This is a genomic window from Pseudaminobacter soli (ex Zhang et al. 2022) (assembly GCF_014595955.1).
GTDB classification, from domain to species: domain Bacteria; phylum Pseudomonadota; class Alphaproteobacteria; order Rhizobiales; family Rhizobiaceae; genus Kumtagia; species Kumtagia pseudosoli.
Map to the genome: position 1 here is coordinate 200,769 of NZ_JABVCF010000004.1, position 24,892 is coordinate 225,660.

26 protein-coding genes are annotated in these 24,892 nt (G+C 59.3%); 15 read left to right on the forward strand and 11 right to left on the reverse strand.

What is annotated here, in order from left to right; genetic code table 11:
• Positions 1–104: 104 nt before the first annotated feature.
• From HUI96_RS09650 to HUI96_RS09720, 15 genes are all read left to right on the forward strand, one after another.
• Positions 105–401 (forward strand): phage tail assembly chaperone, encoded by a 297-nt coding sequence (locus HUI96_RS09650; RefSeq protein WP_188254430.1) that lies wholly within the window; start codon positions 105–107, stop codon positions 399–401.
• Positions 398–5,149 (forward strand): phage tail tip lysozyme, encoded by a 4,752-nt coding sequence (locus HUI96_RS09655; RefSeq protein WP_188254431.1) that lies wholly within the window; start codon positions 398–400, stop codon positions 5,147–5,149. Before HUI96_RS09650 ends, HUI96_RS09655 begins: the two co-directional genes overlap by 4 nt.
• A gap of 3 nt (positions 5,150–5,152) precedes the next feature.
• Positions 5,153–5,758, forward strand: a complete 606-nt coding sequence (locus HUI96_RS09660) for a DUF2460 domain-containing protein (RefSeq protein ID WP_188254432.1) — start codon at positions 5,153–5,155, stop codon at positions 5,756–5,758.
• Complete coding sequence (locus HUI96_RS09665; RefSeq protein ID WP_188254433.1) at positions 5,758–7,428, forward strand: baseplate hub protein; 1,671 nt, start codon at positions 5,758–5,760, stop codon at positions 7,426–7,428. The genes HUI96_RS09660 and HUI96_RS09665 overlap by 1 nt, the downstream gene beginning before the upstream one ends.
• Positions 7,412–7,837: a hypothetical protein gene (locus tag HUI96_RS09670; protein WP_188254434.1), complete on the forward strand. Its 426-nt coding sequence runs from the start codon at positions 7,412–7,414 to the stop codon at positions 7,835–7,837. The genes HUI96_RS09665 and HUI96_RS09670 overlap by 17 nt, the downstream gene beginning before the upstream one ends.
• The gene (locus HUI96_RS09675; protein ID WP_188254435.1) at positions 7,838–11,617 is read left to right on the forward strand and encodes a phage tail protein; all 3,780 of its coding nucleotides are present in this window, start codon (positions 7,838–7,840) and stop codon (positions 11,615–11,617) included. It begins immediately after the preceding gene.
• Positions 11,618–11,619: 2 nt separating this feature from the next.
• On the forward strand, positions 11,620–13,248 hold the full coding sequence (locus tag HUI96_RS09680) for a hypothetical protein (protein ID WP_188254436.1): 1,629 nt from the start codon (positions 11,620–11,622) through the stop codon (positions 13,246–13,248).
• Positions 13,245–14,627, forward strand: a complete 1,383-nt coding sequence (locus HUI96_RS09685; protein ID WP_188254437.1) for a hypothetical protein — start codon at positions 13,245–13,247, stop codon at positions 14,625–14,627. Before HUI96_RS09680 ends, HUI96_RS09685 begins: the two co-directional genes overlap by 4 nt.
• Before the next feature lie 112 nt (positions 14,628–14,739).
• Positions 14,740–15,546, forward strand: coding sequence for an N-acetylmuramoyl-L-alanine amidase (locus HUI96_RS09690; RefSeq protein ID WP_188254438.1), 807 nt, complete (start codon positions 14,740–14,742; stop codon positions 15,544–15,546).
• Positions 15,546–15,839, forward strand: coding sequence for a hypothetical protein (locus tag HUI96_RS09695; RefSeq protein ID WP_188254439.1), 294 nt, complete (start codon positions 15,546–15,548; stop codon positions 15,837–15,839). Before HUI96_RS09690 ends, HUI96_RS09695 begins: the two co-directional genes overlap by 1 nt.
• Positions 15,839–18,031 (forward strand): hypothetical protein, encoded by a 2,193-nt coding sequence (locus HUI96_RS09700; protein WP_188254440.1) that lies wholly within the window; start codon positions 15,839–15,841, stop codon positions 18,029–18,031. The genes HUI96_RS09695 and HUI96_RS09700 overlap by 1 nt, the downstream gene beginning before the upstream one ends.
• An 11-nt stretch (positions 18,032–18,042) precedes the next feature.
• Positions 18,043–19,473: a hypothetical protein gene (locus HUI96_RS09705; protein WP_188254441.1), complete on the forward strand. Its 1,431-nt coding sequence runs from the start codon at positions 18,043–18,045 to the stop codon at positions 19,471–19,473.
• 18 nt (positions 19,474–19,491) lie between these two features.
• A complete protein-coding gene (locus tag HUI96_RS09710) occupies positions 19,492–19,806 on the forward strand; it encodes a hypothetical protein (protein ID WP_188254442.1) in 315 nt (104 codons plus the stop codon).
• Positions 19,806–20,180: a hypothetical protein gene (locus tag HUI96_RS09715; RefSeq protein ID WP_188254443.1), complete on the forward strand. Its 375-nt coding sequence runs from the start codon at positions 19,806–19,808 to the stop codon at positions 20,178–20,180. The genes HUI96_RS09710 and HUI96_RS09715 overlap by 1 nt, the downstream gene beginning before the upstream one ends.
• A 383-nt stretch (positions 20,181–20,563) precedes the next feature.
• Complete coding sequence (locus tag HUI96_RS09720; RefSeq protein WP_188254444.1) at positions 20,564–21,226, forward strand: helix-turn-helix domain-containing protein; 663 nt, start codon at positions 20,564–20,566, stop codon at positions 21,224–21,226.
• Position 21,227: 1 nt separating this feature from the next.
• On the opposite strand, the gene HUI96_RS09725 is transcribed toward HUI96_RS09720, so the two are convergent.
• The 11 genes from HUI96_RS09725 to HUI96_RS29065 all read right to left on the reverse strand — a co-directional run bounded on the left by HUI96_RS09725 (position 21,228) and on the right by HUI96_RS29065 (position 24,890).
• On the reverse strand, positions 21,228–21,476 hold the full coding sequence (locus tag HUI96_RS09725; RefSeq protein WP_188254445.1) for a hypothetical protein: 249 nt from the start codon (positions 21,474–21,476) through the stop codon (positions 21,228–21,230).
• Positions 21,476–21,799, reverse strand: coding sequence for a hypothetical protein (locus HUI96_RS09730; protein ID WP_188254446.1), 324 nt, complete (start codon positions 21,797–21,799; stop codon positions 21,476–21,478). Before HUI96_RS09730 ends, HUI96_RS09725 begins: the two co-directional genes overlap by 1 nt.
• Positions 21,796–22,071: a hypothetical protein gene (locus tag HUI96_RS09735; RefSeq protein ID WP_188254447.1), complete on the reverse strand. Its 276-nt coding sequence runs from the start codon at positions 22,069–22,071 to the stop codon at positions 21,796–21,798. The genes HUI96_RS09730 and HUI96_RS09735 overlap by 4 nt, the downstream gene beginning before the upstream one ends.
• Positions 22,068–22,298: a hypothetical protein gene (locus HUI96_RS09740; protein WP_188254448.1), complete on the reverse strand. Its 231-nt coding sequence runs from the start codon at positions 22,296–22,298 to the stop codon at positions 22,068–22,070. The genes HUI96_RS09735 and HUI96_RS09740 overlap by 4 nt, the downstream gene beginning before the upstream one ends.
• Positions 22,295–22,594 carry a DUF6794 domain-containing protein gene (locus tag HUI96_RS09745; protein WP_188254449.1) on the reverse strand — a complete coding sequence of 100 codons (300 nt, stop codon included), beginning with the start codon at positions 22,592–22,594 and terminating at the stop codon, positions 22,295–22,297. Before HUI96_RS09745 ends, HUI96_RS09740 begins: the two co-directional genes overlap by 4 nt.
• Complete coding sequence (locus tag HUI96_RS09750) at positions 22,591–22,752, reverse strand: hypothetical protein (RefSeq protein WP_188254450.1); 162 nt, start codon at positions 22,750–22,752, stop codon at positions 22,591–22,593. Before HUI96_RS09750 ends, HUI96_RS09745 begins: the two co-directional genes overlap by 4 nt.
• The gene (locus tag HUI96_RS09755) at positions 22,749–23,042 is read right to left on the reverse strand and encodes a hypothetical protein (protein WP_188254451.1); all 294 of its coding nucleotides are present in this window, start codon (positions 23,040–23,042) and stop codon (positions 22,749–22,751) included. Before HUI96_RS09755 ends, HUI96_RS09750 begins: the two co-directional genes overlap by 4 nt.
• Positions 23,039–23,269: a hypothetical protein gene (locus tag HUI96_RS09760; protein WP_188254452.1), complete on the reverse strand. Its 231-nt coding sequence runs from the start codon at positions 23,267–23,269 to the stop codon at positions 23,039–23,041. The genes HUI96_RS09755 and HUI96_RS09760 overlap by 4 nt, the downstream gene beginning before the upstream one ends.
• Entirely contained in the window at positions 23,266–23,838 is a 573-nt protein-coding gene (locus HUI96_RS09765; RefSeq protein WP_188254453.1) for a hypothetical protein, read from the reverse strand. The genes HUI96_RS09760 and HUI96_RS09765 overlap by 4 nt, the downstream gene beginning before the upstream one ends.
• 73 nt (positions 23,839–23,911) lie before the next feature.
• Positions 23,912–24,145 (reverse strand): hypothetical protein, encoded by a 234-nt coding sequence (locus tag HUI96_RS09770; protein WP_188254454.1) that lies wholly within the window; start codon positions 24,143–24,145, stop codon positions 23,912–23,914.
• Complete coding sequence (locus tag HUI96_RS29065) at positions 24,138–24,890, reverse strand: hypothetical protein (protein ID WP_210320110.1); 753 nt, start codon at positions 24,888–24,890, stop codon at positions 24,138–24,140. Before HUI96_RS29065 ends, HUI96_RS09770 begins: the two co-directional genes overlap by 8 nt.
• Between the last annotated feature and the right edge of the window lie 2 nt (positions 24,891–24,892).

Genomic DNA, 24,892 nt, shown 5'->3' on the forward strand with positions numbered 1-24,892 from the left:
TCCACCAGCCGGAAGCCAGTAAAAAGGCTAAGAACCGGAAGTGGATCAACGAGCTACGCCAGAAACAAGGCAAGCCCCCACTTCCCTCTAATGAGCCGGAACAGGTGGATGAGCAGGAGTTTCTTCCTGCTCATCTGCACCCGATTTGGACCGCATTTACGGTCCTGTCCCGAAGTCGAAACGTCAACCAGATCGGCCCGCAGCCGATCCAGATTGGCGAGGTCCGCCACTACTGCGACCTCGACGGCGTGATCGACGAAGAAGACCGCCGCGAACTCCTCTTCCACGTCATGGAACTCGATGCCGAGTGGATGACCCGGAAGTACGCCGAGATCGAGACGGAGCGGGACAAACTCAAAAAGCAAGCTGAGAAGAACGGTACGAGGGGCCGTCGTCGATGAGCGACAACTACAACATCAAGATTGGCGTCGACTCGCGCTCCGGCGCGCGCGGTGTCAAGCAATTCTCGTCGGCCCTCGGCGAAGCACTCCGTACGCTGCGCGAGTTCGACAAGCGCTCGCGCAGCGCCTTCGACGGTCTGAAGAAGCTCGCCTCCGTCAACATCCCAGACATCGCCAAGAAGACGAAAGCCGTCCAGAAGGCGATCGAGACGCTGAATCGCGTCCAGATCAATCGCCGGATGATCAACGATCTCCAGCGCCTCCAGAACGCGCTCGCCGGCTTCCGCTTCAACGCCAAGGCGATCTCGAAGGTGCCTGAGGCCCTGCGCGGACTGTCGAACCTGAAGATCGACACGTCCTTCGTCTCCACTCTCAACCAGATCAAGGCAGCACTCAAGGGCTTCCGTGGCCCTCCGAAGGCGCTTGCGCAGTGGGCTGGCGCGTTCACTCCGTTCGCCAAGGTCAAGATCGATTCGACGCTCGCGCCGCGTCTGACCGCACTCAAGGCGGCGCTCAAGGGCTTCCCCGGCCTTCCCAAGGGGCTTGTAAACCTCCCGACATTCCTCCGTGGCATTTCCCGCAACCGAATCCCGCCTTCGGTGGCGCAGGGCATCGCGTCCCTGAAGACAGCACTCGCCGGCTTTGCCGGGCCGTCCGCTGCCGCAACCCGTAATCTGTCCGCCCTCGTCGCCGCTTTGGCTCGGGTCAGCCCCGGTCATCTCGCGCAGGTGGCGGCGGCGCTCGCGCGCCTCAACGGCCTGAACATCAATGTCCGTGGCCTCGGCTCGATGAACAACGCCGCGCAGCGCGGCGCGGGCATCTGGACCAACATGGGCAATTCGATCCGGAACACGACCAACGCGTTCCGTGGTCTCAACAATCAAATCTCGCTGACCCATCACGCGTCGACGCTGCTCGCGACCGCGCTCGGATCAGTGTCGCTCGGCACCTTCGTCAACAGCGTCTACGAGGCCGGTAGCGCCCTCATCAACCTGAAGCGCACGATGGGTGCGATCGCCGGGACGCCGACCGAGGTCAACGACCATCTTTCCTTCCTGAAGGACCTCACCAACGAGCTTCCCGTCTCGCTGGACGCTGTCGCTCGCTCGTACGGTAAGTTTGCTGTCGCCGCGCGCCTGTCCGGTACGTCGGTCGCGGATACCCAGAAGGTCTACAAGGGCTTTGCGACCGCGCTGTCGGCCATGGGTGTCTCCGCCGACAACCAGAAGTACGCCTTCCTCGCCTTGGAGCAGATGTTCTCCAAGGGAACCATCCAGATGGAAGAACTCCGCGTTCAGTTGGGTGACCACATCCCCGGCGTGGTGCCGATGCTGGCCGAGGCTCTGGATGTCTCGACCTCGAAGCTCCTGAAGATGATCGAGGCCGGTGAAGTTGGTTCGGACGCACTGATCAAGCTCGCCGAAGTCATGCAGAGCCGGTTCGGTCCGGCCGTTGCGGCGGCAATGAACACGTCCGCAGCCCAGATCACATCGCTCCAGAACGCGTGGACCGAGTTCAAGCGTATCCTCTTCGACAGCGGCTTCAACGCTGGCCTCGGCGCGATGGCGCGTCAGTTCGCGGAAATTCTCCGATCGGATGACTTCAAGAAGTTCGCGGCCGACCTCGGCCGGGCGATGGGCGAGGCATTCAAGCTGATCGGCGCGCTCGGCAAGGTCCTTGCCGACAACCGCGACAAGGTCATCACGTTCGCCAAGGCGCTCGCAGGCGTCATGGTCGCCTATTCGATCGTCGGTGTTCTCCGTCTGTTGGTGGCCCCGCTGTCGGTGGTCGGCGGACTGTTCTCGTTTGCCGCGACCGCCGTGCGCCTGTTTGGCGGCGCACTCGCCCTGCTCGCGGGTGGTAAGGCGGTTGCCGCCGTTGCCAACATCGCCAAGTCGATCGGCGTCCTGACCGGTAAGGTCATGGCAGCGGTCGCCGCCTTTGGCTTGCTGGCGATCCTGTCCAACGAAATCCTTGGCGACGGTAAGTTGGCCGCAAGCTTCGGCAACATGCTCGACGCCTTTGGCAAGCGCGTCGGCAAGATGATCGGCGAGATGACGGGCGGCGTCACGGAGATGTTCGATCTCTCCGGCGTCGACGGCTTCAGCGAGTACATGAAGGAGGCGGACGAATACGCCAAGAAGATTCAGGACGCCAACCAGATCAACGCGGAAAGCATCGAGAAGAATGCCGAGCGTTACGCCAAGCTCGAAGAGCAGAAGAAGCGCGCACTTACCACCGAACAGCAGAAGCTGTGGGACGAAATCAACGCGATCGGTAAGGCGAACGAGGAATATCAGAAGCAGTTGCTGCTCATCGACGAGATCGCGAAGAAGCGTGGTTTCGACCCGAAGAGTGCCGAGGTTGATCGGTGGCGCAAGATGCTCGCCGAGAACACGCTGGACGACCGCAACCCGGCCGGCGCGATGGCGCGCGACTACCGGCAGGAACTGGCCATGATGAAGGCCAAGACCGCCGAGCAGAAGGCCTTGGCGTCGGCGCAGGAGGATTACAACGAACTCCTGAAGAAGGGCCAGGATGTCGGCAAGGAGGGGCTGGAGGCCCTTCGCCAGTACCATGAGGGTATCGCCCGCATGAACGGTGAGATCGGCAACGGCGTCGAGCGCTGGGCCGCGTCCGTTGGCGACTTCAACGATCAGGTTCAGGAAGCAATCAAGGACGGCATCAGCAGCCTTTCCGACGAGATCACCAACTTCGTCACCGGAGCCGAGGCGGATTTCGCCAGCCTCGGCCGCTCGATCCTGAAGACCTTCGTCAAGATCAGTCTCGACTCGATGCTGAAGGACATCGCTGGCTGGATGGGTATGGACGGCGAGAAGAAGGGCGCGTCCATGGCCGAGAAGGCGATGGAAAAGCTCGCCGGCATTGGTGAGAACATCACCACGGCGATGACCAACGTCTACACCAACGGTCTGACCATAAATGGCGAGCCGGTGACCGGCGCTGGTGGTGGCCCGAATGCCGGCATGTCGCTTGCCGAACAGTATGCGTCCTATGGCGCGGGCAAGGCCCAGTCGAATGCCGCGAAGCAGGCGGGCATCACTCGTGCGCCGCTGCCTGACATTCCGGGCACCAATGTCGCGCCGGCCGGACCGTCCACAAACGATCGTTTCGCGACCGAGCCGGGCTTCGTCAAGCCGATGAAGACGCTCAACGACGGCGTGCGGGAATTGGATCGCAGCCTCAAGTCCATGCCTGATGGATGGGGACCGGGCGGCATCATCGGCGCGAACACCACGGCGAAGACCAACCGTGTCGGCTTTGTTGACCCCGAGCGCTTCGCGCCGGGCGTGAACCCCAACGCAAACCTCGGTCTGCGTGGCGCGATCGATCCTATCACCACGTCGGCACTGCCGGCTGGTGGTGGCGTGTCGCCAACCATCAACGGCTTCACCTTCTCGAAGTTCTCGGAGGCGTCGTACCAGCAGATTTCCAACCAACTGATGGACCGGTTGAAGCAGGACTTCAACCTGACCGACAATCAGGCTGGTGGCATCGTCGCGAACCTCGCGCACGAGTCCGTAGGCTTCCGCAAGTTGCAGGAAATGAAGCCGCTGGTTCCGGGCTCGCGTGGTGGTTATGGCATCGCGCAGTGGACCGGTCCGCGTCGTCGCGAGTATGAGGCTTTCGCAGCGCAGGGCGGCTGGACGACCGATTCTCCCGAGGCTCAGTACCAGTTCCTCAAGCACGAGTTGATGGGCAAGGAGTCCCGTTCTCTGTCGCACCTGCGTCAGCAGTCCGGCTTGGGCGAGTCTGTCGTGTCGTTTCAGGACAAGTTCGAGCGGCCGGGCATCCCGCACACGGCAAGCCGTATGACGCACGCCGACCGGATCATGAACGGCTATCAGCCCGGCACAGGGTTGCAGCCGGGAGTTGACCCGACCGCGACGGCCGGCATCGATCAGATGAAGGCGAAGGTGACTGAGGTTGGACAGGCTGCGCAGCAGGCCACGCCGGCTATGGACCAGATGAAGTCCAAGCTGAGCGAGACCGGCACGTCGGCGCAGACCGGTGCGTCCCAGACGCAGATGGCCAACCAGATGAAGACCCAGTCCGAGTTGCAGATGGGCTTGACCGCTCAGCAGACCGGTATTCAGGTCCAGTCGGCGGGCACCATGGCGGCGTCGGCCGGTCCGCAGTTCCAGCAGGCAGGTACAGCGATCCAGCAGGCCGGTACGCAGGCGCAGATGGGCGCGCAGCAGGCACAGTCCGCAACGCCGGGCCTCGGCCAGTTCGGTCAGGGCATCTCGCAGCTTCTCGGCCCGCTGTCGTCGGTCATCCCCGGCCTCGGCCAGTTTGGCAGCATGATCTTGCAGCTTCTCCAGCAGTTGATGACTGGTGGTATGGGCGGCATGGGTGCTGGCCTCTTCTCCGAGGGTGGATACTCCGACTCGCCGGTCACTCGCGCCCGCGTCAGCGCGGCTCCGTTCATGGGTGCTCCGCATTACTCCGAGGGCACGCCGAACACGAGTGGTGGCATGCCAGCGATCCTGCACGACAATGAGGCGGTGATCCCTCTGACCCGTGGCCGCAAGGTCCCCGTCGAGATGAACGAAGGCGATTCTTCGCGAGCCGGTCGTCAAGATTATCTTGACAGAAGTGGTCCACCGAATCTAACGTTCCACCTGCACGGTGTGAAGGACGCCGACAGCTTCAAGAGATCGAAGAGCCAGATCGGCAACGCCATGACGACGGTGCAGCAGCGCTCGCGTATCCGCGACGGATAGTAAATGTTTCACGACGTTAGATTCCCAGAAGACATCAGCTATGGATCGAAGGGAGGACCCAAATTCTCCACTTCGGTCATTACGCTCGCCTCCGGCAAGGAGCGCCGCAACATCAACTGGCGGCTCGCCCGCGCCGAATACGATGTCTCGCACGGCATCAAGGATGAGGCGCAGATGGATGACCTGCGCGACTTCTTCTATGCGCGCGTCGGCATGGCCTATTCGTTCCGGTTCAAGGACTGGGGCGACTACAGCGCGATCTCGCAGGAGATCGGCAAGGGAGATGGCACCAAGAAAGAGTTCTTTCTGTCCAAGGGATACCAGTCCGGCAATTGGAAGTACGTGCGGCCGATCACCAAGCCCGTGGTTGAAACGGTCACTCAGGTTCTGGTCGGTGGATTGCCGGCCGCAGAGTTCACCGTCGATGGTGCGACCGGAAAGATCACACTTCCCGAGGCTCCGGTCGCGAACGCGAAGGTCGTGGTTCCGTACTTCGAGTTCGATGTTCACGCCCGCTTCGACATCGACCACTTCGACCCGGTTCACGAGTTCTGGCTGACTCAGACTTGGCAGTCGATCCCCGTCATTGAGATCAAGGACGAGGATTGATGCCCAAGAACATCACTCCGGCGATGAAGACGCATCTGGCGCAGGACGTGACCACGCTCACGACCTGTTGGAAGATCACACGCACGGACGGCAAGGTCTTCGCCTACACCGAACTGGACAAATCACTCACCTACAAAGGCGTGAGGTATTCGTCGATCGGCGGCTTCAACAAGTCGGCGATCCAGTCGACCGCGACCTTCTCCGTTGACAACATGGAAGTCTCCGGATTCCTCTCCGACGACACCATCCCCGACGAGGAGATGCGTAACGGAGCCTTCGACTACGCCGAGGTCGAGGTCTTCATGGTCAACTACATGGACCTCTCGGCGAACATGGGCGACATCAAGCTGCGCTACGGAAAGTTCGGGGAAGTGAAGCGCGCACCATCCGGCGCGTTTCTGGTCGAGCTTCGCGGCCTGATCCAGCTTCTCAGTCAGAAGGTCGGCCAGATTTTCCAGCCCGAGTGCCGGGCCGACTTTGGCGACCACCGCTGCAAGATCAACCTGTTCTATCCGATCCGCAAGAGCGGTTTCTTCTACAAGAAAGGGGAGCGGGTTCGCGTTGCCGACATCTCTTTCGGATACCGGCCGGAGACCAGCATCGGCATCCTGAATGACAATTTTCAGGAGGGCGACGTTAAGTGGACCCGCAATTATGGAACCGCAGTCAGCGAGGGAACGCTTCAACTCGACCCTCCGGATGATCAGAAAAACTTCATCCGCATCACCGGCATTGAAGCTGGAGGCGGAAACACCACTGGTCTCTGGCAGACGCGCACATTGTTGAGTGACGGAGTCAGTGTAGACGACATCTCGACGGGTGAATTGAAGCTCAGGGTCGCCGTCACCGCCGCACAACTACAGTACGGCTCCGGATGGCGAGTGGACCTCACCTATTACAGGCTCGACTCGCGGGGCGGACTTCTCGTGACCACGACGCGTCGGTGGATTCCTCCGCGCGCCATCGTCCTCAATGAGTGGGACGTGTACACCCACGATTTCGATCTGCCACCTGACACGCGTTCGGTGCAGGTCCGAATCAACACTCACCAGCGCGATGAAGGACAGGCAATCGACTTTGGCATCGCCAAGGTAAAGGGCTCGATCGTCTTTCCGAACTCGACCAAGACCGAGGTTGAAGACTACGTCTTCTTTGGTGGAGTCGAATACGTCGCTTTGAATGACGGCGTCACGGCAACCGGTCAGCCTGAGTTTTCCCGGACCCCCGGTGACGAGGTCGTCGACGGGGAAGTCACGTGGCAGTGTGCCGACCCGGTCTATGTCTACATGGACGCAGCGGCCGTCGACGCGACGCGCTCGGCGACGATCACGGCGGCGACGCTCGATAAGCCGGACGACTATTTCAAGTATGGTGTGATGACCTTCCTCGAAGGGGAGAACATCGGACGGCGTGTCGAAATCCTTGGATGGAACAACCTCACCAAGGAGTTCAAGCTGGCTCTGCCGATGCCACGCAAGACGCTGGCAGGCGAGCGTTTCCAGATCGCCAGAGGCTGCGCCAAGACACGACAGGCATGTCGGGCGCACGGCAACATCATCAACATGCGAGCGGAGCCGGACATCCCCGGTATGGGACAGTATTTCCGCGTCGCCGGAACGGGCACAGGAAGTCCGAAGACGTGGAGAGACGACAGTGACGAAGCCGAGTAGAGACGAGATAGTCGCGGCGGCGCGTGAATATTTGGGCGTTCCCTTCAAGAAGGCAGGTCGCGACAAGTTCGGCCTCGATTGCGTCGGCCTGATCATCTTGGCCGGCCGCAATTGCGGTCTCGAAATTTACGACACCACCAAGTACACGATGGGTCCTCACCCGGAGTTGCTGCACGAATTTCTATACCCGCAGACCGAGCGACTTCCCGGCAACCGCCTCGTCCACGGCTCGATCGCAATCCTGCGGGATTCGATCTTCCCGATGCACACCGGGATCATCACCACGGACGGCAGCGAGCCGATGATCATCAATGCGAGCGCCAAGGCGCGTCGCGTGGTCGAGGAACCCTACAAAATCCACTGGGCAGCCAATCTGGTTGGCATGCGTGACTATAAAGGCATGATCTGAATGCAGCTTGGAGTTCTCTTCGGCGGTCAGCTTCTTGGCAGCGCGTTTGCCGGCAAGATGCTCATGTTTGGAGCATCGGTCGGCGCTTCGCTGCTGATGCGCCGCAAACAGGAGCCGCAGGGTAAGCTCAACGAAGTGCGTGTGTCGTCGTCCTCTTACGGACGCACGATCCCGAAGTGCTACGGAACCATCAAGGTCACCGGCAACCTGTTCTGGGCCACCGACTTCGAGGAGAAGAAGCGCTACATCGGCAAGAAGCAAAGCAGCAAGGGCGCGAGCAAGGGCAAGGCCGTCGAGGTCTACGACTACTACGCCAACTTTGCCATGGCACTGTGTGAGGGGCCAGTTGGACAGGTCCTGCGCGTCTGGGCCGACAACAACCTCATCTATGACAGGATGAACCCACTCAACCCGGACATTGTCGGTCAGGGTTTCACCAACCGAGGCCAGCGCGATCAAAAGGCGCAGGGCGGCAAGAAGGGTGGTGGAGAGTCCCACGGCCGCTTCGTTTTCCAATTCTACAACGGCTCTGAGAACCAGAAGCCAAACGGGTTCATGGTCTCCAAGCAGGGTGCCCAGAACGTTCCGGCGTTTCGGGGCTTGGCCTACCTCTGGTTCATGAAGTTCAAGCTCGGGGATTTCGGTAATCGCATTCCGACCATCACAGCCGAAATTTCCGTCCGTCCGGAAGTGACCCCGCATCTGCGCATCTTCCAGAACATGGAACCAAAGGCAAAGACCTCGTTCCGGACGATTTACAACAGGATCGGTTCTGGGCGGGTTGTGGCCGATCCCTTCTACGACCCTGTACGCAAGATGTTCTATCACGAGGCGATCGACTCGACGGGACGGTATGTCATCCGAGGATTCAACGTCGACAAGGTCAAAGAGACCGTTCGCTTCTCCTATCAGAAGCCCGACGACAAGCCGTGGCTCCCGCAGGAGCAGTTGTCGATGTACGGTGATGCGATCACCCGCAACCGATTCAACTACGAGAATATCTGGCAATACTGTGGTGTTGCTGGAAACGGGAACCTCGTCTTCACCACCAATCTAGGCCCGTATCCAAATCATAAGGCGATGATCTTCGTCAATCCGAGGTCGAAGGCCATCGAAGGTGTCTATGGCGGGACGATCAGTACGCTGTTTCCACCGTACGGCGGTGGTGCGCGATTCCCCGTCTACCATGTTTCCAGTCAGCTAACGAGCCACGAAAACGTTCGAGCCAACAGCACGTTCATCGCGGATCAGGAAGGCGTCATCCATGTCATGGATGCTCACGGAACGGGCTTCAACGTAGCCCTTCCGGCTGGATTCAACGCACCAAACTCCGTCCAGAAAGTGTCTGCCGGCGTTCCGGGGACCAATTACGGGATCATCATCCGCGAGAAGGGACTCTACACCCAGCGCGGACGCGTCTCGACGCTACTGCCCCGCATGATGACGGTAGGCAGCAAGTCGGATGATGCCACTCCGGACCTCCCCGAGGATCAGAAGGAGTACCCAGTGCAGGAGCCGGCTCGATTCCTGTTCGAGCTTCCCGGCTGGACCTCCAAGCGAGTCGATAGCGTCCTGTTTGCCGGCTACTGCGCTGCGGCCGATGCCATTGCCGTCCTCGCTACCACGACGGGTAATGCGAATCTGGAAAAAGGCCTCTATGCCGCACTGGTACACGCCGATCAGGGTGCAGCGGCAGTCGATGGCACTGAAAACATAATCTATCTCAAGAAGATCACTGACAACCAATTTCATTATCCGGAGGGTAACACCCATATGCCGGATTACCTCAGTGGCCCGGTGTACAGATGGATCGTTCCGAATAGTCGAACAGTATATTCGTGGGACTTTGTCGAGGGACGAGGAGACGTATATTCATATGGCACCAAGATGCCATTTTACGGCGATGATATTACGTACCAGTATTACTGGTCCGAATATGACGCTGTCCTCTACTTTTCTGAGCAGTACGAGGAAGGTCGTTGGATTCTCGGGCAGTTCCAGAAGTACAACCAGACGGGCATCTCGCTCGCCGACATCGTCGAGGATGTCTGCCTGTCGGTGAACATCCCGAAGTCGCGACTCGATGTCGAACCACTGCGCAGCCAAGGCGTGCGCGGCTACATGATCGAATCCACCCTGCAAGCAAGTCAGGTTCTGGAGGAACTTAGCTCGGTCTACATGTTCGACGTTGTCGAGAGCGACAACATCCTCAAATTCAAGTGGCGCGACACCCCGAGCGTCGTCACCATCCCGCAGTCGAAGCTTGGTGTTGTCGAGACCGACTTCGGCGGCGAGAACGAATACTACCAGATCACCCGCACTCAGGAGATTGAACTGCCTGAACGCTGCGTGGTTCAGTACATGAACTCCAAGGAGGACTACGAGGCCGGCTCCGAGCACGCCAAGCGACCACTCCGGCCGCTGCCGGTTATGAACTCTCGGGAATCACTCGATCTCACCCTGAACATGGCGCTTGAGCCTAAGGAGGCCAAGACCATGGCCCAGCGCATCCTCTATGCTGCGTGGGCGGAGCGTGGGCTGGGCGAGTTCGCCCTACCGCGTGACTATTTGTGGCTCGATCCGTCTGACGTGATCACCATCCATCTCGATAATGGTGAAGCCCTCTCCGAACGCATCACCGACATCGAGATTGGTGCCAACCTGCAAATGGAGATCAAGACGGTCTCGCAGATCGAGGCTGTGTATTCGACGGTCGCGGATGTTGAACGACGCGGCGGCATCATCCCCTCCGAGAATACCGTTGCCCCGAACTGCGTGCCCGGCATCTTCAATCTGCCTTATTTGTTCGACGGTGATGCCAACTACGAGGACGGCACATTCGGGTACTATTGGGCGGCTCTGCCTTACGAAGCCGGATTCCGCGAAGGCATCCTCGTGGCGCGTAATCGCGACTCCTCCGAGGTCGAAGGCACTGCCTATGTGGAAGCTCTTTGGGGCTCGATCACCGGAATGGTGCCACCGCCTCCCGTGAGCACTGATGTCACCGACACACAAACCCAGATTACGTTGAAGCCGACCTATGAGTGGAATGAGCCCGACGTGATCTACACGTGGGACTCTATCCCTGACGACGAATGGCCGAACGACTCCAACATGGTGATCATCGGAGGCGAGGTCATCCTGTTCAAGAATGTCGTCGAACATGATGACGGATCGGCGACGATCTCGCACCTGATCCGAGGATATCGCGGGACGACCAATGCAGCCTACACGCATAGGCCGGGCGAGAATTTCGTGCTGGTTACTGCGGACGCGATGCGCATCGCTGATGAGCCGGTCGCCAAGGTTGGGGAAGTTCGCAATTACTCGGTCCTGTCGTCGGCTCAGATGACGATCGAGACGCCGGCAAACCTGAACGCCGCGTCTCGTCGACCGTGGCCGGTTGGTGGCGTAAAGCGCACCAACAACGTAGTCGACGACACGATCACAGTGACGTGGAAGCGTTCGACCCGCTTCGGCGGCACGCTGATGAACAGCACAGGCGCAGTCCCTCTCAATGAACAGGAAGAAGAATACGAAGTCTTCCTTCTGAAGGCTCCGTTCGACCCGAACACCTTCAACCCTGAAAATGCAGCCATGTATTGGCACGCATCCGGACCCATCTCGACTCAGTCGTACACCTTTACAAAGGCTGCGTTGGCGGCTGCGGGACTTACGCACAAGTCCGATGTGCACGTCGTAATTTATCAGAACTCTCAGGCAGTCGGACGCGGCTTCGCACGCGGACTGTCACTCCGGTACTCGATGTTTGGAATTTGATCATGGCGCTATCTCCTATCCTCGCGATCCCACTTTTGTCGGCCAACCAGTCGGCCAAGGAAGCTACCATCAATGACGCTATCAGCTTCCTTGAGCAGGCGAGTAACAGGGCGCGCGATCTCGACTTCGCGGCGGGCGACGTTGTGCTGCCGGTTCTGGACCTCCAGCGCTACTTCATGTTCCGGTGCAAGAACGTCACCGGTCTCCGCGCGCTGACGATCCCGGCGACATCGAGGGTTTTCGTCGTCGACAATTCGACCGGGACCAACATGGTCAACGTCGTGCGCGGCGCGGCGACGCTACCGCTACCGACCGGAACGACGGCCGTGTTCTACGTCGACGGAAATTACCTCATCTACCTCTACTTCTCAGACAATGGCGGCACGATTCCTTTCACGAGCCTGTCGGACACGCCGGTCAACTACTCCGGCATGAAGGGCCGCTTCATGCGGGTCAAAGACACTGAGGACGGGGTCGAGTTCGCGCCGGCCGGCGCGTCGATCTCGAATTTCACTGACCTTTCCGACACGCCCGTCGACTATACCGGAAGCGCCGGCATGGCGGTTCGCGTCAACGCGGCGGGGACAGCCCTGACGTTCACCAATGAGAGCGGAAGTCTCCGCGACCTCAACGACGTGCCGGATTCTTACGCAGGGGCAGCACACCAATACCTCCGGATCAAGGCGGATGAGACCGGGATCGAATTTGTGCCGTCCGGCGATCTGATCTCCATGTTCAGAGACCTCACCGACACGCCAGTGACCTATGAAGGTTATGGTGGCTTTGTCGTGCGCGTGCGCGAAGATGAATCCGGTCTGGAGTTCGTGGCGGGCGGTGGAGGCATCACCGAGTTCACGGAACTGACAGACGCTCCGAACAGCTTCACCGGCTTTGAGGGGGCGTACCTGCGGGTCAAGAATGACGGAACTGGGATCGAGTTTGTCTACTCCGGCGACTCTCTGGAAGACTTCACCGATCTCGCGGACACGCCGGACACTTTGTCTGGGGCTGGCGGTATGGTCGTTCGGGTCAAGGAGGATGAATCCGGTCTGGAGTTTTACGGTCTGCCGACTGGAGGCGGAGGCGGCGCGGGGACCTTCCTCGAATTGGCCGACACGCCTGACAATTTCACAGACGCTGGTGGAAAGTCGGTCCGCGTCAAGGCGGATGCAACCGGTCTGGAGTTCTTTGACCAGCCGGCCAGCGGCGCGAAAACCTTCCTCGGACTGACCGACACGCCGGCAGACTACAGCGGTCAGGCTGGCAAGACGGTCCGGGTCAACAGCGCAGCCGATGGTCTCGAATTTTATAATCCATCGGGTCTGACGGTAACCACCAAGACGGCCAACTACACCCTCGCGCTGCCCGACGCCTCTGGATACGTCCGCATGAACGTGGTCGCGACAAACACCCTGACCGTGCCGCCGAACTCGGTAGTAGCATTTCCAATCGGTACGGCGATCCCGATCCGCCAGATCGGAGCAGGCCAGACCACGGTCGTGGCTGGGACCGGCGTCGTCGTTAATACGTCCGAGACCCTGAAGCTGCGCAAGCAGCATTCCGGCGCGACCCTCATCAAGGTCGCTACTGATGTGTGGGACTTGGTTGGTGATGTGGAGTTGCTGCCGTGATCCCTTATCCGATTCTGATGGGAGCCAGCGCGGCGGCAATCCTAGCCGCTGTCGCCGGCAAGGAAGCACCACCTGCTGGCGGGCCGCTGGGCATCTACGACCAGACCAGCGCAGTTTCTGACGTTGATGCTTCGACCATTGCCGTAGCGCGGCCGGAGCGCGTGGTGGCCGGTACGTTGATGGTGGCCTTTGTCGCCACTGGAGCGAGTATTTCCTCCGTCACCCCGCCATCCGGTTGGGAGGTAGTTGTCAACCGGAAGGACGGGCGCTCCTACGGCGGGTGCTTTTATCGATACGCCACTGGTTCTGAGCCGAACTACTACACTTTTACATGTACCGGAGCGGCACAAATTAATGCCGTAGTTTTTGCCATCGGCGGCGCTGCGCTGACTTCGCCGATCAACGCGTTCGGAACTAATGGGGCTCCAGCCAATAATCCTACTCACGTCGTCCCGAGCCTTACTACCACTGTTGACGGCTGTCTCGTTCTCAGCGCAGCGATCGCAGGCTGGTCCGGCGTAACCTACACCGATCCGGGCGGCGTCACGCGAATATTCTACCAGCGCCCTACTGGACCATCCGGTGGGCAGTCCAACGCTCTCGTGATATGCAAAGAGGAAAAGACGACAGCAGGCGCGACTGGTACGCGGACGTACACCCCTAGCGAAGCCACCGAGTTTACGGCCTTTGGCATTGCAATTGCCCCCGGTAATTCTCCCATCGGCCCGGCGAAGTCGTTTCTCACGCCAGTCGTCGGCGCGATTTCAACGCTCAATCAGAATACGACCGGGACTACTGGCACCATCAATAAACCTGCTGGTGCTCAGGAAGGCGACCTTCTCGTGGCTCACATTAGCCTCGGGGTTTCCGCGACCGCTCTGGCTACGCCGTCCGGCTGGACATTGATAGATCAAGGCATCTACGGTAGCGCGCGGTCGTTCCTTCTGTACAAGGTAGTGACGGCCTCGGAGCCGTCCAGCTATACATTCACGTGGACTGGCACGACGCGGTGCTGCGCGGCCATCATGCAGGTGCTGAACGCCAACCCAAATAGGCCGATCCTACAGCACTCGCGCTATGGCGGACCAACGAACTCTAACCCTTTCATAGTCGGCGTTGGCGCGATCAATGGTGACAACAGACTGGTCCTCGCGATGGTTGATGGAGGTTGGGGAGGGCAGTCCATCACCACCGGGCCGTCTGGGTACACGAAGCTGTACGACTTCGCGACGGCAACTGCAGGTGGTGACGGCGTGACGGCAGCCGCCTTTTCGCGTGTGTATAACAGCCCCGGTTTCGTCAACTCCCTGTCGATAGTACCTGTCACAGGACTCAACTACGCCGCCTTCAGTTTGGTCATTAACCCGAGAACGGAGTAGCCAGCACTTTATCGGGGTGAGCCACTGAGGATTTTTCGGGACTTTTCAGGCGATATGTGTCAAGATTTGCTTGACATATATCGACTGATTTTCTTTACACGAAGATTCCGCCATGAACATCACTGGTCACAAACTCAGCGGGGTGCCGTACATCCCGGCACGCACGATCGGACGTGTGATCAATCCGACCTTCCTCGTCATGCACTACACGGCAGGATACACGGCCGCGTCGGCGATCGGCACCTTCCGGAGCACGGAGATCGCCGCCCATCTGGTGATCGATCGTGACGGCAAGGTGACGCAGATGGTGCCATTCAACTGTCGCGCCAACCACGCAGGGCCGTCCAAATGGGCCGGCGTCGAGATGCTGAACAACCACTCGATCGGATTCGAGTTCGTCAACATCGGATGGGCCAAGATGCGGGCGGATGGGCGTCTGGTGGATGCCTACGGAAAGGTTGTGCCTGAGGATCAGGCCAAAGAGTACATCGAGGCCCCGAACGAGCGCGTAGGTCCCGGCCGCATCTTCTGGTGCCCATACACGCCAGCCCAGATCGAGATCGGGATCGAGATCACCAAGGCGCTCCTCGATCGTTATCTGATCCGCGACATCGTCTCCCACGAGGAGATCGATACCCGTGGATGGAAGACGGACCCCGGCCCGGCATTCCCGATGAACCGCTTCACCGCGCTGATGCGCGGCGTATCCGACCCGATCAAGTCGCCGACGCCTAACGTCGTTGTAGTCGACACCGATGTTCTGAACGTCCGCTCCGGCCCCGGAACCGCTTACCCGATCGTGGGGCAGACGAAGCGCGGCTCCAGACTCGGTGTGATCTCAGTTCAGGACGACTGGACGAACGTCCATACCCTCAACGGAAACGCGTGGGTTTCCTCTCGCCTCGTGAAAGCTGCCTGATGGAAAACGACCCTAAGGACATCGTGAATCGCACCCGGCGAGCCCTATTCGTGTTCATCACGGTCGCATTCTGCCTGACCGTGGTGACGGTTATGGGCTTCAATCCGGAACTGACTGGCAAGGTCAGCGAGGTCGTCGCGGACGGCCTGCTCTCGCTCGCAATGTTCCTGTCGATCTCCTACGTCGCCGGCTCGACAATCGATTACTCGGGCGTACTCGCCCGCTTCGCCCAGCCACGCAGAATGGCGCTTCCCACTTCTGAACCGGAAGAGTTCAAGGGAGGTGTGGGCTGATGGTCTCGTTTATGAACCCGATCGGCATTTCCCCGGTCTCGATCGCCCTTCCCAATCGCAGGAACTCGTCGGCCCCGCCGATCGTCATCGAGCCCACTGCTCCGATCAACACAGGCAAGCCGATGATCTCCGGCGAGCCACGCGAAGGCGTCACCCTCGTGGCGACGCGCGGCGTGTGGAGCACTGGAGGCGTAGGTATTTCGAGTTACGAGTATCAGTGGTTGCGCGAGGGAGAGCCGATCCAAGACGCAACCAGTGAGACCTACACACTCACAGCCGACGACAATTACAACGCACTCTCCGTCGAAGTAATCGCTCGAAATGCCCTCGGCTTGGGCATCGCCGAGAGCGATCCAACAGGCCGTGTAGCGCCGGCTCCGCATGCGCCAGTCAATACTGAACTGCCCACGATCACAGGTATCGCTCGATCTCAGGAAGTGCTTGCGGCGAACTCCAACGGTCAGTGGACAGGTAACGGAGACGAGCTACTGGATTTCAATTACCAGTGGCTCACCGATGGCGTCGCTATGCCGGGCAAAACCGGAACCACGATTCTCCTCACCGACAACGAGGTCGGAAAGCGTATCAGCCTGCGCGTCACCGCAATCAACTCGGTCGGCGCTACAGTCGTGGAAAGTCTCCAGACTGCGGCCGTGATCGCAGCGCAGTTCCAGCCAGCCATCGTAAGCCGACCGACGATCACAGGCGTCGCGCGCTCCTCCTACACGCTGACCGTATCGACCGGTACATGGAATAATGGTGGGTCTCCGATCCACACCTACACCTATCAGTGGTTCGCTGACGACGTAGCGATCGCTGGGGCGACCACCAACACGTTCACGATCACGGACGCTGAGCTTGGAAAGAGAATCCGAGCCGAAGTGACGGCAATCAACGCGGTCGGCAGCATCACGGCTACAACGGTGCCAACAGCGGTTGTCGCTGAAGCCGTCTTGCCTCCGTCTGTCATCACGGCTCCGAGGATCACCGGCACCGCGCGTCAGTACGAGACGCTGACCGTTTCTGATGGCGAGTGGAACGCGAACGATGGGACGATCTCCGGATACACTTACGAGTGGAAGCGCTCGGGAGTGGTGATCCCCGGTGAGACCGGCAACACCTACACCCTCACGGCGGACGATGTTGGCAAACGCATTCAGGCCTTCGTGACGGCCACGAACGAAGCGGGCTCGACGACGCGTGCAACGTCACAGACATCGACTGTTACGCTGCCTCTGAAGCCCGTCGCCATTACCAAGCCCGTCGTCTCGGGAACGGTGGCCGTGGGCGAAGTCCTTACCACCACGGATGGTGTGTGGAACGACAACGGCAACCCAATTACGGCTATCATCTATCAGTGGCGTGCCGGTAGTACGAACATCGCCGGAGCGACCAACAACACATACACGGTTCAGTCTTCGGACATTGGTAAGCGCCTCAGCGCCACTGTCACAGCGATCAACGAAGGTGGAGGGACTTCCTCCATAACGGATCAGACGATCATCGTCCCCGTGCCTCCGGAAGCGCCAACGGTCATCACCAATCCCGTCATCACCGGACTGGCTAAGGGTGGGGTACTGTTGACGGCTTCCACCGGCACGTGGAATGTAAATGGCTCCCCGATCACGGAATACCTCTTCCAGTGGTACGCGGGCGGTCTGGAGATCGCAGGGGCTACGGCGGCAAACTTCACACCAGACGACAACCACGCCGGATCGGTCATCACAGTCGGCGTCCGGGCGATCAATGCCTTGGGAACTTCCGAGGAAGCGCGCAGCGCCGGCACTGCCCCGGTACGTCCGACCGTTGAACCTCCTACGAACAGGACACTGCCATTTATCACCCCGACCAACGCGTCTCCGGACAGCCTGCTTGATGCAGATTCTGGAAATTGGGACGGCAATGGTGAAGACCCTGTCTTCTCCTATCAGTGGTGGAAGGACGGTGTCGAAATCCCCGGTGCGAGCGCGATAACGCATCAGCTTACCGAGGACGACATCGGAGCGTTCTTCCACGTCGTGGTGACGGCAACCAACTCGGCAGGCTCCAAGTCGGCAAACTCCAGTCAGATCGGTCCGGTCACGTCGTCGATCTCGTCGAATCTGGTGCTCGACTACCGAGTTTATGATCTCGCCGGGATGCCCAAGGTGAACGTGTCCCTTCCACTGGATTACGAAATTCTCGCAGTTTGACAGGTATATCAATGGTAGCAGCAGCAGATGTGAAATGGCGGTTGTCGGGAGGGGTGGCTAACAACAACCCCCACGCCTCTTTGGGCGGCGAGATGTCCGCCGTCGATGTCACACCCGGAGTCCTGAACAACCTGTTCGACCCAGTTTCCTCTCCGGAAGCGCAAAACGGGAAGACGGAGTACCGCTGCGTCTATGTCCTGAACAATCACGCGTCGGACACTTTGATCGACGTTCGCGCGTATATCCAAGCGCAGACACCGAATACCGGGACGACGATCGACATCGCACTTGCCCCTACCAGCGGCGCTGCTCCAACAGGAAGCGAAAACAGAACCCCGGCCGATCCTTCGGCAGGATTGCAGGCGACCGCAGGAAATCTCCAGAGCAATATGGTCTGGTACTGCGTCGATTATGCACCGGAGCTTGGACTGTTCGTCGCCCTTTCACTCGGTGGCGGTACTTCCTCAGACGTGCGTGCGGCGACTTCTCCAGACGGACTGAACTGGACCGCCGCAGGCGCGACCGCCGACATCACGAAAAACTGTAACTGGCGCGACATCTCTTGGTCGCCAAAACTTAAACTGTTTGCTGGTGTTGCGGACTCTGGAACCACCCGTATTGCCATCAGCGCAGACGGCGTCTCTTGGGGCCAGCGCGTGACCAACTACATAGTCAAGGGCGTCAAATGGTTCCCGGAACTCGATGCCTTCCTCTACGTCCGCCTTGCCACAAACCATTTTGTCGGCGTTTCGCATGACGGCATGGACTGGTCCGTTGGTGTACAGTCCCCGGTCGCCTTGGGAGACAAAATTGGATTTGCCTATTCTCCGCCCCTCGGCCGCACCGTGATCTGCGGAGGAACCAGCATCATCCACTCGACCACTCCACTGGAAGGAGGGTGGGTGGCGGGCATCACCGTCCCCAGTGCAAATTTTAGCGGCGTTGCGTGGTCACCAAAGCTCGGAATGTTCATCGCATCAAATAGTGGGTCGGGAGGCAGCAAACTCTACAAGAGTGTGGACGGGATTAATTGGACACCATTGATTACATACGCTTTCCCTCCTGTACTCTACCACGCTAACTGGTCGGAAGGTCTAAGTGCATTTGTCGTCTGCGGGCTGAGCTTTGCTGCTATGTCTTTCGATGGTGTTGTTTGGACGGAGATCACCGTACCCGCATCCACAGGCTACCAGAGACTTCTTCCGGTCGGCACCAAGACCTATACGGTTGGTAACACAGGCACTGCCCGCAACTACGTCCTAGAGGCTCCGGAACTGGTTTTCAGTTCCCCGGCAGATGCCGAGAACGGTCTGGAGATCGGTGATCTCGGACCGGGGCAGCGGCGCGCCGTCTGGGTCCGGCGCACGGTTTCGCCCGGCGCGCCTGCGGTAGCCAACGACCCATTCACCCTCGCAATTCGCGGCTTCCCGCCGCTGGCCTAATCCAAAGGAGAACCATCCATGGCCTTCAAAACACGTCTTGAGTTCTGGAGACTGTCGACGACCGATGACGGCGTGAAGACCGTCGTCCTCGACGAGCCGATTGCCGACTCGATCGAAATCGACGCCAACATGGCTGACCCCATCGAGCTACCTGTCCTCGTCAACCGCGAGGCTTATGGCGTGTCGATCTACGGCGTCGCCGGCAATGCTACCGTGGAGATCACGGAGACGCCGACGAAGAGCCCTCTGCGCGGCCGACTGATCGTCGAAGGGTCGCAGCACTGGATCATCGCCAAGGGCGGCAAGTCGGTCTTCATCACCGAATACGTCTGATGTTCAACCCGCTCAGCCTCTTCTCCACCTTGAAGTCCGGAGTGATCACGGTCGCCGTGGTCGCCGGACTGACCCTTGTTGGGTCCTTGTGGGTCCAGAAAAACTTGGCAGAGAAGAGGATTGAATCCTTACAGATTGAGAAGGTCAACCTCCAAAACACTGTTATCGCTCGTGAGGTCGAGGTCAAGGGCCTGAAGATCGCCATCGAGTCCTTGGAGGATACCTTCCGCAGGATCGACGAACACAGAGGGGTCGAGGAAGAAATAAGCAGGGAAATCGAGAATGCGCCAAGTGAAAACGATGGTCCTGTCGCTCCTGTACTGCGTGATGCTATCCGCAGCGTTGAGCGGCTGTACAACCCCAACAAAAACTGACGTTTTCGTCGCATCTCCGACGATCCCAGATAGTCTGCGCACGTGCAGGAACGCGCCCGGCGCACCGAGGGAGCCCTACACCCAGAAGGACGTTGCGCGCTTTATCAATGGGTTGGCCGGAGCCCATCTTGACTGCCGGGAAAAGTTGTCCGGCGTTGTCAGAATCGTCGACCAGACAGAAAAATCATCTAAAAACGTTCCTAACTCCAATAGAGTTCCCTAAGCCGAAAGAGGTACACTTGATTCGGTTTCGCTTAAACGAATCCTTACCTTGTCAAGAGCCAAAGGATTCTTTTCTGACAGAAAGCCTTGACAGCCTCGTAAAGCCGTTCTAACTGTTTCGCATCGCACAAAAGTGCGGGGACAACGGGACAGGGAAACCAATGGAAGGTGCTGTAAAAAGAACTACAAAACCAACTCTGGACAGAGAAGGGTGCATCGCGTTTGGCAGACGACTAAGTCATGCCAGAGAAGCAGCGGCACTCACTCAAGCAGAATTGGCGCGCCGTCTCGGGTTTTCTCGATCTGCAATTGGTCAGTGGGAACTCGGGAACACCTACCCATCCATCGACAACGTCAAAAGCCTTGCGGATGCTGTCCGCTCGACTCCGGAATTTCTTCTCTTCGGCGTCGAGAATAGCAATCCCGAAAGAATGGCGAATGCTATCCCTTTGATCGACAAGATCGACGGCAAGGAGCGTGTCGTCACGTCTATCGTCCTGCCGAGGGACGCTCTCCAGCGCATCGGTTTGACCGGCGAGGAGAAGCTGCGGGCCGTCACCGTATTCTACGACGACGAGATCGAAGGCATGAAGGCCGGCGACATCGTCGTGGTCAATACGGAAGACAAGGACATCCGAGGCAAGGGGACCTTCGTTCTGGACAACCACGACCGCACGGCCATTGGTGAAGTCCAAGCGGTGCCGGGCTCCCATGACAAGATGATGCTCGTCAAGATCGGCGGCAACGACTTCGAGGTGCCGGTCGGCAGACTGCCGATCGTCGGCCGTGTGGTCAGTAGCGTACTCGTCGGCCGGCCACACTAAGTCAGGACTTGGGTACATCGATTACGCTCTGGCCGGGGTCACTCCCGGCCTTTTCGTTTCTGCACTCAACCCGCCATTCCCCCTCCTCAAGGTCGATTTCCTTGCGGGCTGCTTGGATGACAGGGTCAGACGAATCCTTGACGACAAGGCCGCAGTACCACTTGATGGGAAGCGGACCGGTCGTCTCTTTGTCGGGGATGAGTTCAGAGGTAACCGTGCCGGCGTCCAGATCGATCGTGGTCAGTCTCATCAGACGAACATCCAGAGCCCGTCTTCGTCCTCGGAGGCGAAGACACCACACGCTTCCAATTCCTCGATCTGCTCCTTGGTGATGACCTCGGCCAACTTCCTCACGTCGACCTCAAGCCAAATTTTGTCGTGCTCGGCCGCAGTCACCATGTCCATGACGTGACCATTTTCGTTCACCTGCTCGGGCAGGATCGACTCCAGCAGCATGAAGGCGTGCAGGTCGTTGCGCTTGGTGCCGAAGCGACCGTCGCAGGCGAAGTTGACGCCTGTGTTTGGCCGGTTGCTTGCTGCCTCGAAGGCCTCGATCATCTCGTCGACGGTCATATCAACCACTCTCCAGTTTGCCAGTCGATCCGACCTTCGCGGACTTCTCTCTGCGTGTGCATGGCGTCCACCAATCGATTCCAAATCAGACGCCAATCATCCCGGATAAAAATCCGATGCAGGGACTCTAAATGATACGTAGTTGCCATTTCCCCGAACCGCACCCTGTCCCAGTTACGGGCGTCGTAGATATGCGCCACTGTCAACACGTCGCCATAATCGGCGTCGAACTCTCGCGCGATGCGCAGGAATGGGTAGCTCTCCGGCTTCACGTCGCCACCCTCAGCCACTTCTTGCCGCTGTAGACGATCACGCCGGCCTTGCGCCACTTCTGCAACAGCCTGTCGGCCACGCGATCGGCGATCCAGTCCATGCGGGGCACGCCAAGCTTGACCAGCACGGCACTCAGTTCGCTTGCTCTGAACGAGCGACCGACCGGAAACCATGCCGCGACCGTGTCGATCGTCGCCTGCGGGACCTCGAATCCGTTGACCTTCATAGAACCCTCTCAGACTGAACCATCTCCCAGACGCTCTCTAGGATCGCGTGCGACACCTGATCCGGGAATTTCGGATCGTCGATGATGCCTTTTTCGTTGGGTGCAGCGCTCGCATTCGTGTGCGGGTTGTCAGCGTCCCAGAACCGGTAGCGGTTGCGGATGAACATGCCGACCGTCGAGTGGAACCGGACCATACCAGCGGCGCTCTCGACCTTGGCGATAACCTCCTTCTCCTCATCTCGAAGCTCGGAGAACAGATGCTTCGCGATCTCGTCAGGCGATGGATATTGGGTCACGTCGCACTCCTGTAAACACACCAACCGATGATCCCGCTGCCGATCGCCGCGAAGCATTCTCCGGCCGTTGTCGGCGGCAGGCCGGCAAGAGACACGGCGACGCTGAATAGGCACGTGCCGAAGATCGCCGAGCCCGCCACCACCTGCACCGTCGTCACCACAAATCCTCCGAAAACAGATCAGTCATGTTGTAGTCGCGACTGCTCGTCTGCCCAGCCAGTGAGGCTATGGCGCGCGCCTCGCGCCGGCCGACGAAGCGCCCATGCGACGTGACGAATCCCTGCTCCTCGGGGAGGATCACGAACTCAGGATTACCCTTCTGGTAGAGCGAATTGACCAGCCGGATCACTTCGCCGTGGCGCGCCGGAGGTAGGAGGGAATAAGTGCAGTTGTCGCGCTCCAGACGGACGGCTGCGGCGACGATGCACTCTTCTTCGTTCTTGTTCATGTGAACTCCACCTTGTCGACGCCGGACCTGTACGCGGTGCCGCTTTTCAGGTTGATGTAGACCCGCTCACCGTCGAAGTGCATGTAACAGCCGGTGAAGGTCACGCTCGTCCCGGTATCGTCGTCTACGACATCAACTGTGTAGGTCGCGGTAGGGTTGAACTCGTCATTGACTTGAATGAGTGCAGAGATGGTCAGTTGGGTCTCTTTGGTGACGGTGATGTTCATGTGTCCGTCTCCAGATCGAAGAGCCACCTGCCATGCACAGAGTTCCTGTAGACCAAGCTGAGATCGCTCCAGCAGTAGCGGCGCAGCCTCTCCGAATGATCGACCGGCTTGTAGAAGAGGCCCTTCAGCTTCTCCATGGTCAGAGGCTCCGGCTCTGCACTCATCTGGTTCGTTGTCGTGCCATAAAGAGCAAGCAGACTGTTTTCGAGGTACTGGAGGATGCGCTGTTCGATCGCGCTGTAGTCGATCCCAACGCCGTTTCCGTGGCGGTTGATCTCAATCGCTTCGTCGAGGTCTTGGGTGACGCGGCAGCGCCCGCCGTAGAACTCCTTGTAGACAGAGATCGCAGCCTCGTGGCGATCCCGCTTGAGTTCGTGCATCTCGAACCCGTCCATGGGTACAAGGCGTCCAGTCGGCGTCGTCTTGAACTCGATCATGGTGCCGTCGTCGAGCATCGCATCAGGTATGGGGCAGAGGTCCCAGTCGGGCCAATAAACCGGCACGTCTAGGAAATCACACAGCGCCGAGGCCGAGACGGTTGAGAGCAGAGCATTGGTAGGGAGAGCCATCAGATCACCAGCGCAGAAGGAGGATCACGGCAATAATCACCACGAGGGAGGGGAGGAGAATCGGGTCCATCAGTCACACCCCCTGCCACGAGATGACGACGAGGAAGACCGCCCCGTAGATGAGGTAGGCGATGCTTGTGACCTTGAGACCGGCCCACTGAGCGTGCCCGAGGGCGAGACCCTGACTCTCCTTCTTCTCCGAGACGAGGTGGCCGAGGTAGAAGGGGAAGAAGAAGACGCAGAGAGCACCTACACCTGCGACGAGTCCTAGCGTGTTACGACCTAGTGCGAAGAGGAAATCAGACATAAGTCCAGTCCATCTGCTTCGCGAGTTCGCGGGCATGCTCGATCGAGTCCGCGACGACAGGTCGCCAGTTCTTGGACCACGATGCCGACAAACCACCTTGCTGGATAAAGAAGGCCGCATCCTTGACGAAGGGGCCTCCACCTGTACTCGTGACGAGCACGTAGTGGGTCGGGCTATCCGCCTTGCGAAGAGGCTCTCCGACAGGGCGTACCTGACTCATGTCGATCGTCTTGGAATCCGAGCGTATGTCGGCGTTGCGGGTGCCTCGTCTCTCCGCCTTCACGACGGCAGCGGCCAGTTCATCAAGAATCGCAGGTTCGCCTTCATCGTGACTGCGATCCAAGCTGTCGTAGTAGGCAAGCGTCGCTTTTGCGGCAGCCAGTAGTTCAGGATCGGCGGTGCTGCTGCTGCTGCTGCTGCGTGGATGACCGAAGTCCTTCAGCGCGAAGTCGCGGAACGCCTTCTTGTCGTGATCCCATGCGCGGAGCAGCCACTGCGACTCCGGGTGCCACTCAGTCGAGCCCCAGTAGATATGGTCCGGCGTGATCGTGCGCTCGGCCGTCTCACCCTTCCAGTTGGTGTAGGTGAGCTTGATGGAGTGCTCGACGGACATGCTGAAGGCTTTGGGAGGCTCGTGAGGGCAGCGCTGGCCAAGTCGCCGATCACACGCATTGCAGCCGCTGCGCGGGTACGACTTACCTTCAGCCTGAAGGCGGTTGCGGCAGTTGTGCGGACGGTTATCCATGA